This is a genomic window from Acidovorax sp. HMWF018, assembly GCF_003061035.1.
Classification (GTDB): Bacteria; Pseudomonadota; Gammaproteobacteria; order Burkholderiales; family Burkholderiaceae_C; genus Acidovorax; species Acidovorax delafieldii.
The window spans coordinates 23,009-23,971 of record NZ_QAIM01000652.1; the positions used below are offsets into that span (position 1 = coordinate 23,009).

Below are 963 nucleotides of genomic sequence, written 5' to 3' on the forward strand. Positions count from 1 at the left end.
CGGAGAGCACAAACACATCGAACGTGGTGCCGTGGCCGGTGGCGGCCACCGACTCGCAGGTGGCGCGCAGCCCGGCAAACACGGTGGCCACGTCTTCGTTGCAGATCGGCATGATGATGGCAGTGCGGGCGTCGGAAGCCAGCGCGTGATCTGCCACGCTGCGTGCCGACAACGCATGCCGGTCGCCGCGCAACATCACCCAAAAGCCCATGAGCCCGGTCAAAAAGCCGGTCACCACCCAGGCGGACAGCAGCGCAAACAACGCAATCTGGCCGTAGCCCAGCCACGCGTTTTCATAGTCGGGCTGCACGCTGGCAAACAGGGTGCTGGCCAGTGCGGTGGCCAGCACGGTGAGCAGCGCAAACGTCCAGCGGCGGCGCTGCGCTGCGCCCTGCCAGGCGGCGGTGGATTCAGCGGGGGCTTGTACCGCCGTGGCCGGTGCGGGTTGTTGGGATGTACGGCCCGTCAGGCGCAGCAGCACGGCAGTGCCCATGCTGTTCCAAAAGCCGCGCCAGGGCAGGGGCACCATGGAGCCTCGGTGCAGGGGCGGTGCCGTCACCGCATTGGGGTGGCGCTCTTCGCGCAACGTGCTGCGTCGGCTGGGGGTTGGCCGGGGGTAGGCCACACCGCGCCGCGCGACCACGGCCGGGCCTGTGGATGCGTGGGTGCCGTGGGGGTCATGAGGGCTTACTCGGGAAGACTGATGTGCGTCCATGTTTCACTCACAGCGTGGTTATCGTGTTGGAGAAAAGCGCGCAGCTCGACCGGCCGGTCGGCCTGCAGGCGCTGGATGCGAAAGGTCATGCGCCACCCGCCGGTGGCGGGGTTGCGGTAGGCAATGTTTTCCAGCACCTTGCCGTTGGCATCGCTGGTCACTACGGCCTTCACACTGGCTTCGGCAGGCAGGGCCCTGAGGGCAGGGCCCTCGAAATCGACCACGTACTGCACCTGCTGGCGCAGTTC

1 protein-coding gene and 1 pseudogene are annotated in these 963 nt (G+C 67.4%); both read right to left on the reverse strand.

Features of this window, described 5'->3' with window-relative positions; genetic code table 11:
* Positions 1-715: pseudogene (locus DBR23_RS31970) on the reverse strand (glucans biosynthesis glucosyltransferase MdoH); the annotation flags it as partial.
* Positions 688-963 (reverse strand): glucan biosynthesis protein (locus DBR23_RS27315; protein WP_199227816.1); only part of this gene is annotated, 276 nt, incomplete at its 5' end. The gene DBR23_RS27315 and the pseudogene DBR23_RS31970, both read right to left, overlap by 28 nt.